The sequence below is a fragment of the Acinetobacter sp. SwsAc4 genome (assembly GCF_013391535.1).
Lineage (GTDB): Bacteria > Pseudomonadota > Gammaproteobacteria > Pseudomonadales > Moraxellaceae > Acinetobacter.
Genome location: NZ_JACAXC010000014.1, coordinates 67,984 through 76,333 on the forward strand (window position 1 = coordinate 67,984; position 8,350 = coordinate 76,333).

At 42.4% G+C, this 8,350-nt stretch carries 7 protein-coding genes, 1 tRNA gene and 1 pseudogene; all 9 read right to left on the reverse strand.

Going from position 1 to position 8,350, the window contains the following annotated elements:
• Positions 1-93 precede the first annotated feature (93 nt).
• A complete protein-coding gene (gene rpoB / locus HYG88_RS08705; protein ID WP_178882931.1) occupies positions 94-4,182 on the reverse strand; it encodes a DNA-directed RNA polymerase subunit beta in 4,089 nt (1,362 codons plus the stop codon).
• Positions 4,183-4,491: 309 nt separating this feature from the next.
• A complete protein-coding gene (rplL, locus tag HYG88_RS08710; RefSeq protein WP_004656287.1) occupies positions 4,492-4,860 on the reverse strand; it encodes a 50S ribosomal protein L7/L12 in 369 nt (122 codons plus the stop codon).
• Positions 4,861-4,902: 42 nt separating this feature from the next.
• Positions 4,903-5,409, reverse strand: coding sequence for a 50S ribosomal protein L10 (gene rplJ, locus HYG88_RS08715; RefSeq protein WP_005163057.1), 507 nt, complete (start codon positions 5,407-5,409; stop codon positions 4,903-4,905).
• 288 nt (positions 5,410-5,697) lie between these two features.
• Complete coding sequence (gene rplA / locus HYG88_RS08720) at positions 5,698-6,393, reverse strand: 50S ribosomal protein L1 (protein WP_005163060.1); 696 nt, start codon at positions 6,391-6,393, stop codon at positions 5,698-5,700.
• A 3-nt stretch (positions 6,394-6,396) separates the two neighbouring features.
• Positions 6,397-6,825 carry a 50S ribosomal protein L11 gene (rplK, locus tag HYG88_RS08725; RefSeq protein WP_004637639.1) on the reverse strand — a complete coding sequence of 143 codons (429 nt, stop codon included), beginning with the start codon at positions 6,823-6,825 and terminating at the stop codon, positions 6,397-6,399.
• Between the two features lie 112 nt (positions 6,826-6,937).
• Entirely contained in the window at positions 6,938-7,471 is a 534-nt protein-coding gene (nusG, locus tag HYG88_RS08730; protein ID WP_004659359.1) for a transcription termination/antitermination protein NusG, read from the reverse strand.
• A 7-nt stretch (positions 7,472-7,478) separates the two neighbouring features.
• Positions 7,479-7,919: a preprotein translocase subunit SecE gene (gene secE / locus HYG88_RS08735; protein ID WP_178882932.1), complete on the reverse strand. Its 441-nt coding sequence runs from the start codon at positions 7,917-7,919 to the stop codon at positions 7,479-7,481.
• 77 nt (positions 7,920-7,996) lie between these two features.
• Positions 7,997-8,072: transfer RNA gene (locus HYG88_RS08740), tRNA-Trp, on the reverse strand.
• Positions 8,073-8,126: 54 nt separating this feature from the next.
• Positions 8,127-8,350 (reverse strand): annotated as a pseudogene (locus tag HYG88_RS08745) (elongation factor Tu); the annotation flags it as partial.

Sequence of the window (8,350 nt, forward strand, 5' to 3'; positions counted from 1 at the left end):
AATATTGTTTTTACTGAAATTTGGAATCTCCCCTAACCCCTCTTTAAGAAAGAGGAGAACTTCCCCCTTTAATAAAGGGGGATCGAGGGGGATTTAGTCACCATTTTTCAGTTCAATGTTGATACCTAAAGAACGGATCTCTTTGGTCAATACGTTGAACGATTCAGGCATACCCGGATCCATATAATGGTTTCCATCTACAATATTCTTATAGATGCGTGTACGACCTTCGACGTCATCCGACTTCACTGTAAGCATTTCTTGGAGCGTATATGCAGCACCGTATGCTTCAAGTGCCCATACTTCCATCTCACCGAAACGCTGACCACCGAATTGTGCTTTACCACCAAGCGGCTGTTGAGTCACAAGTGAGTAAGAACCTGTTGAACGCGCATGCATCTTGTCATCAACCAAGTGGTTCAATTTGAGCATGTACATGTAACCTACAGTTACAGGACGGTCAAACTGTTCACCTGTACGACCATCAAACAATACTGTTTGACCTGTACGAGAAATGTCTGCCAATTCAAGTAAGTCTTTGATCTGGCTTTCTTCAGCACCATCAAATACAGGGGTCGCTAATGGAACACCAGCACGCAAGTTACCTGAAAGCGCCAAGATTTCTGCGTCAGTCAAGCTATCAAGCTCTTCCTGCTCACCACCAACCTTGTTATAAATCTTGTCTAAGAATTCACGCAGTTCAATCACTGTACGTTGTTCTTTCAACATTTTTTCGATCTTATCGCCAAGACCTTTCGCCGCCATACCCAAGTGAGTCTCAAGAATCTGACCCACGTTCATACGTGACGGTACACCTAATGGGTTCAATACGATGTCGACGGGTACACCATTCGCATCATGTGGCATGTCTTCAACTGGTAAGATGTTTGATACAACACCCTTGTTACCGTGACGACCCGCCATCTTATCACCAGGCTGGATACGACGTTTAACTGCAAGGTAAACCTTAACAACTTTCAATACGCCAGTTGTTAATTCATCACCTGTAGAAAGTTTACGCTTCTTCTCAGCAAACTTCTCGTCAATCTCGTAACTCTTCTCTTTCAAGAACACTTGAATTTGAGTTAAACGCTCAGCAATTGCTTCATCATTTGGCTGGATTTCAAGTAAATCAACAAGCTCTAAACCAGACAATACGTCTTCAGAAAGTTTATCACCGCGTTTAGTTGAACCACCACCGTTAGATTCTTGACCTTTCAACAAACGAACAATACGTTCACGTGCTGCTTCTTCGAAGATTTTGTATTCTTCTTTCAAGTCTTTACGGTATGCGTCAAGCTGAGCTTTCTCAATTGCTTGAGCACGTTCATCTTTTTCTAAACCATCACGTGTGAAGACTTGAACGTCAATCACTGTACCTTTAGTACCAGACGGAACACGTAAAGACGAGTCTTTTACGTCAGCCGCTTTTTCACCAAAGATTGCGCGAAGTAATTTTTCTTCAGGTGTTAACTGAGTTTCACCTTTAGGCGTTACCTTACCAACAAGGATGTCACCTGCAGTCACTTCAGCACCGATATAAACAATACCTGACTCATCCAATTTAGACAGTGCAGCTTCACCAACGTTAGGAATATCGGCAGTAATTTCTTCTGCACCTAACTTAGTATCACGTGCGACACATGACAATTCTTGAATGTGAATTGACGTTAAACGGTCTTCTTGAAGAACACGCTCAGAAAGTAAGATCGAGTCTTCGTAGTTATAACCGTTCCATGTCATGAACGCGACGCGCATGTTTTGACCTAGCGCAAGTTCACCCATGTCAGTCGATGGACCATCAGCCAAGATATCACCACGAGCAACTTTGTCACCCAAGTTTACGATAACGTTTTGGTTGATACATGTATTTTGGTTTGAACGTGTGTATTTGATCAGGTTATAGATGTCTACACCTGCTTCACCTGCAATCATTTCATCTTCGTTAACACGAATAACGATACGAGATGCATCAACATATTCAATTACACCACCACGACCCGCGATCACACATACACCAGAGTCGCGTGCTACGTTTGCTTCCATACCCGTCCCGACAAGTGGTTTGTCAGCACGAAGTGTAGGAACAGCCTGACGTTGCATGTTCGAACCCATCAATGCACGGTTTGCGTCATCGTGTTCAAGGAATGGAATTAATGACGCTGCAACAGAAACAACCTGCTGTGCAGAAACGTCCATATGTGTTACGCGCTCAGGCGACATACGTACGAATTCACCTTGATGACGTACAGAAACCATTTCTTCAGTCAAGTTACCATCTTTATCCACTGCTGAGTCGGCTTGTGCAATGACAGTGCCTACTTCTTCAATTGCAGATAAATATTCAACTTCATCAGTTACACGACCATCTACAACTTTACGGTATGGTGTTTCCAAGAAACCGAAGTCATTCGCTTTTGCATAAACAGAAAGCGAGTTGATCAAACCAATGTTTGGACCTTCAGGCGTTTCAATTGGACAAACACGACCGTAGTGAGTTTGATGTACGTCACGTACTTCGAAGCCCGCGCGTTCACGTGTCAAACCACCAGGACCAAGCGCAGATACACGACGTTTATGTGTAATCTCAGACAATGGATTGTTTTGGTCCATGAACTGAGACAATTGGCTTGAACCAAAGAATTCTTTGATTGCAGCAGCAACGGGTTTTGCGTTGATCAAATCTTGTGGAGACAAGTTATCTGTTTCTGCTTGGCTTAAACGTTCTTTAACAGCACGCTCAACACGAACTAAACCAACACGGAATTGGTTTTCTGTCATTTCACCAACAGAACGTACACGACGGTTACCCAAGTGATCGATATCGTCGACTTCGCCTTTACCATTACGAATTTCTACTAATGTACGTAATACATCAATAATATCGTCGTGTGACAGAATCCCTTCAACTTCACGTGACTTCTGATCCGTACCCACTTCGTAAGGACGACCCAAACGACGGTTGAACTTCATACGACCCACTGGAGAAAGGTCATAACGCTCAGAAGAGAAGAATAAGTTGTTGAATAAGTTCTCAGCAGCTTCTTTCGTTGGTGGTTCGCCTGGACGCATGACTTTATAGATTTCAACAAGTGCTTCTTCACGACCTGTTGTTGTATCCGCACGCAATGTATCTGCAACGAAAGGACCACGATCGATGTCGTTCGTGAACAGGATGTTAAACTGTTTAACACCACCTTCAGCGATCTTCACCATGATGTCATGGCTAAGTACGGTATTCGCAGGAATCACATCACCACTTTTCAGTGTGATATCTTCAGCTGTAATACGCTCATATAAATATTCATCAGGTACAGAAAGCTTGGCTAAGTTGGCAGCTTCCATTTGACGTACGTGACGTGCATTAATACGTTTACCTTGTTCAACGATCGCTTTACCATCATTGTCTAAGATATCAAATTGTGCCATTTCACCACGTAAGCGATCTGGAACAAGATCAATCTGATAGCTACCCATATCAAGATATACAGGTACTTTTTCATAGAACAAATTCAAGATTTGTTCATTGCTGTAATTCAAGGCACGTAGAATCACCGTTGCAAGCAGCTTACGACGACGGTCAATACGTACGAATACTAAATCTTTAGCATCAAATTCAAAATCTAACCATGAACCACGGTAAGGGATAATACGTGCTGAATACAACACTTTACCACTTGAGTGGGTTTTACCCTTGTCATGGTCAAAGAATACACCTGGTGAACGGTGTAATTGAGATACGATGACACGCTCAGTACCATTGATCACGAACGTACCGTTATCGGTCATGAGTGGCATTTCACCCATGTAAACTTCTTGTTCACGAACGTCTTTAATTGATTTCGTTTCACGATCTTTAATGATCAAACGAATTTTTACGCGCATTGGTGCTGCATAAGTTGAACCACGTAAAATACATTCACGCACGTCAAACTCAGGCTTACCAAGACTATACTCAACAAATTCTAAAGCAGCATTGCCAGAATAACTTTCAATAGGAAAAACTGAACGAAATGCGGCTTGGAGACCGATATCTTCGCGATTTTTTGGAGCTTTACCGCCTTGTAAGAATGTACGGTACGAATCGACCTGAATCGACAGTAAGTACGGTGCTTCCATTACGTGGGGCAATTTACCAAAATTCTTACGGATCCGTTTCTTTTCGGTATATGAGTATGCCATCTGGAGTCCTCGGAAAGTAAACTAAACCCGCCTGCAGAACGGGTCTAGAAGGAATTACGCAGGCCGATATGGCCACCACTGTTTACAAATGCTGCAATTTTTAGTGGTATTAAAACGCTTAACAATATTTTTATAAGCAAAAAAATATTGGTAAGCGTTTGATTTCATGAATTTTGTTTAAATAATACGCACAATAAGCGTAAAACTATCAAAAAACGAGCCGATTATTGTAACGCAAAAAGGCTGATGACCCAAGAGCCATCAGCCATTTTTTGGAGCCGATTTTGAAAAAATCGACTCCCTACAGCATTACTTAAGTGTAACTGTAGCACCAGCTTCTTCAAGCTTCTTCTTAAGTTCTTCGCCTTCTTCTTTAGAAACGCCTTCTTTAAGAACAGCAGGAGCGCCTTCAACAAGATCTTTCGCTTCTTTAAGACCAAGACCAGTTGCTTCACGAACTGCTTTAATTACAGCAACTTTGTTCGCGCCGAAAGAAGTCAACTCAACGTTGAATTCAGTTTGTTCTTCAGCAGCAGCAGCAGCGCCTGGAGCAGCAGCAACAGCAACAGCAGCAGCAGATACGTTAAATTTCTCTTCGAAAGCAGAGATTAATTCAACAAGTTCAAGAACAGTTTTTTCAGCAACTGCGTTTAAGATTTCTTCGTTTGTTAAAGCCATGAGAATAACTCCAAATGGATATTGAATGGTGTGAAAATAGGATTAAGCCGCTTCTGACTCGTTTTTCTCTTTGAGCGCTGTAATAAGGCGACCCAATTTCGAAATAGGAGCTTGAAGAACAGACGCGAGCATAGTAAGCGCTTTTTCTTGGTTCGGAAGGTTTGCAATTACGCTAACGTCAGCACCTTGATAAACCTTACCGTCAAATGCGGCAGCTTTAAGTTCAAATGCTTTGTTAGTTTTCGCAAATTCTTCGAACAAGCGTGCAGCTGCACCCATGTCATCTTCAGAAGTTGAGAAACCGAGAATGGTTGGGCCAACAAGGTTGTCATTTAAGATATCGAATTGAGTACCTTCTAATGCGCGCTTAGCCAAAGTGTTACGTACGATACGCGTTGTAACACCCAACTTACGAGCTTCAACACGAAGTTGTGTCAACTGCTCTACGCTTGAACCTTGATAGTTAGCCACAACAACAGAAAACGCTTTAGAAGCAACTTCGCTTACTTCTGCAACGATCTGTTTTTTGCCTTCGATAAGAAGAGCCATTGTAAAACCTCCTAACGGTGATCTATGCACCTATACAGGCACACTCCCAATTCGTAAGCCTTTCGACTTACACGCGGAGGAGCAACAAATCACACCACCGCGTCTACTCAGACTGGTATTTTAAGAAGCAAATCCTAAAACCTGCCTCGCCTGAGGTCTTTGACGCTGATAAATCTTCATTTATCAATTCAAAGTTTGCCTAAGTTCGCAAAATACGACAGCGCGTTTCTTGCGTAAAAATCAAAGCAGCACTTTGATTTTTACTCAGGGCTTTAAAATTCTGTCTAATTACTTAGAAACGTTGTTTACATCAACAGTAAGACCTGGGCCCATAGTAGAGCTTAAAGTGATCTTCTTAACGTATACACCTTTAGAAGTTGCAGGTTTTAAACGTTTTAAATCTGCAATTAAAGTCTCAACGTTTTGACGTACAGCTTCTTCGCTAAAGCCAAGTTGACCGATTGCAGCGTGGATGATACCCGCTTTGTCTACACGGTAACGTGCCTGACCAGATTTGGCATTCTTAACCGCGTTCGCAACGTCAGGCGTTACTGTACCCACTTTAGGGTTTGGCATTAAGCCACGTGGACCAAGAATTGTACCTAACTTACCAACAACGCGCATTGCATCAGGAGCAGCAATCACTACGTCGAAATCAAGATTTCCACCTTGAATGCTTTCAGCAAGGTCATCAAATCCCACAACATCTGCACCAGCTTCTTTTGCAGCTTCAGCAGCAGCACCTTGAGCAAATACTGCTACACGTACAGTTTTACCTGTACCTGCAGGTAAAGTCGTCGCACCACGAACAACCTGATCAGATTTACGTGGATCAACACCAAGGTTTACAGAGATGTCTAATGATTCTTTGAACTTCGCAGCTGGAAGGCTGTTAAGAACTTGTACTGCTTCTTCCAAAGTATAAACTTTGTTTGCTTCTACAGCAGCAGCAATGGCTTTTTGACGTTTAGTTAACTTTGCCATGTCTTATAGCTCCACTTCCAAGCCCATAGAACGTGCAGAACCAGCAATGGTACGCACACGAGCGTCTAAATCAGCACCAGTTAAATCTGGTTCTTTAGTAGTCGCAATTTCTTCTAATTGAGCACGAGTCAACTTACCAACTTTAGTTTTGTTAGGTACAGAAGAACCCTTTTGAATACCAGCAGCTTTCTTAAGAAGAATAGATGCAGGTGGAGTTTTCATGATGAATGTGAACGACTTATCGTTGTACACAGTGATCACGACAGGAATTGGCAAGCCAACTTCAAGTTTTTGTGTAGCAGCATTGAATTCTTTACAGAATGCCATGATGTTTACACCACGTTGACCTAAAGCAGGACCAATTGGTGGAGATGGATTTGCTTTACCAGCTGGAACTTGCAGCTTGATATAGCCGTCAATCTTCTTAGCCATTGAAAATTACCTCTGGGTACAAACGCCGTCAGGCTCCCCAAAAAATTAAACAACACCGAAGTGTTAGAACAACAATGCCCGATCAAATCGGGCGCTTACCAACCAACTCAAATTAAATCGTTTTTTCGACTTGTCGAAACTCGAGTTCAACTTGCGTTGGTCGATTAAATACATTAATCGTCAACGTTAAACGTGACTTTTCGTATTGTACTTCCTCCACGACCCCTTTAAAGTCAGTGAACGGACCATCAACTACGAGTAATTCTTCACCAGGCTCAAACATTGTCTTAGGACGAGGTGCTTCACCTGTATTACGTACACGCGCAAGAATTGCATCAGCTTCACGTTGAGAAATTGGTGCTGGTTTTTCTGGTGTACCACCAATAAAACCTAGAACCTTTGGGCACTCTTTAACGATGTGCCAAGTATCATCATTCATTTCCATTTCGACTAATACATAGCCAGGAAAAAATTTACGCTCAGACTTACGCTTCTTACCATCCTTCATTTCCACTACTTCTTCAGTAGGAACAAGGACTTCACCAAAACTATCAGCAACAGTGCTGCGCTGGATTCGGTCATTAAGTGAACGCATCACTTGTTTTTCAAAACCTGAATAGGCATGAATAATATACCAACGTTTCATCGCACTCTTACCCGATAATTAACTTAATAAACCAACCTAACCCGTAATCGAAACACCATAAAACCAATGATGCAACAACCACAACCAAAAGCACTTGCCACGATGTTGTGATCGTCTCTTGTTTTGTTGGCCAGGTCACTCGACGCAGTTCAATTCGCGCATCTTGCAACAAACGCACAAAGCCTTTGCCTTGATGGGTGGAGTATAATAAACCTAAAGCGACGACGACACAAGCCAAAATTACCCCAACGCGCACCCAAATATCATTTGCAGGTGCCCAATAGGCTGGTAAATGTTGATTTACCAATGCTGAACCAACTAACAAAACAATTGCAATTAACCACAAGACAATATCAAGTGGAGAATTTGCATTTATAACTTCTGCAGCATTATTTCTTTGAGGGATTGGCGCGTCGCTTAATGCGTCACGCGATTTATCATTCGACATTTTTTTACTCGTCGTAGAATTCGCGAATTATTATATGACAACTTAGCCAGAATTAAGCTTTTTTTATTAAAAAAAAGTGGCAGGCCAGGAGGGACTCGAACCCCCAACATTCGGTTTTGGAGACCGACGCTCTACCAATTGAACTACTAGCCTATGAAGCAAATCGAAAGCCGAAGCTTTCGATTTGAATGTAATATAATATTGGGCTTATGCAGTTACTTTAGCAACAACACCCGCACCTACAGTACGACCACCTTCACGGATCGCAAAACGTAGACCTGGGTCCATTGCGATCGGGTGGATCAACTCTACTGACATCTCAACGTTGTCACCAGGCATAACCATTTCTACGCCTTCTTGTAACTTGATTGCGCCAGTTACGTCAGTTGTACGGAAGTAGAACTGTGGACGGTAACCGTTAAGGAATGGAG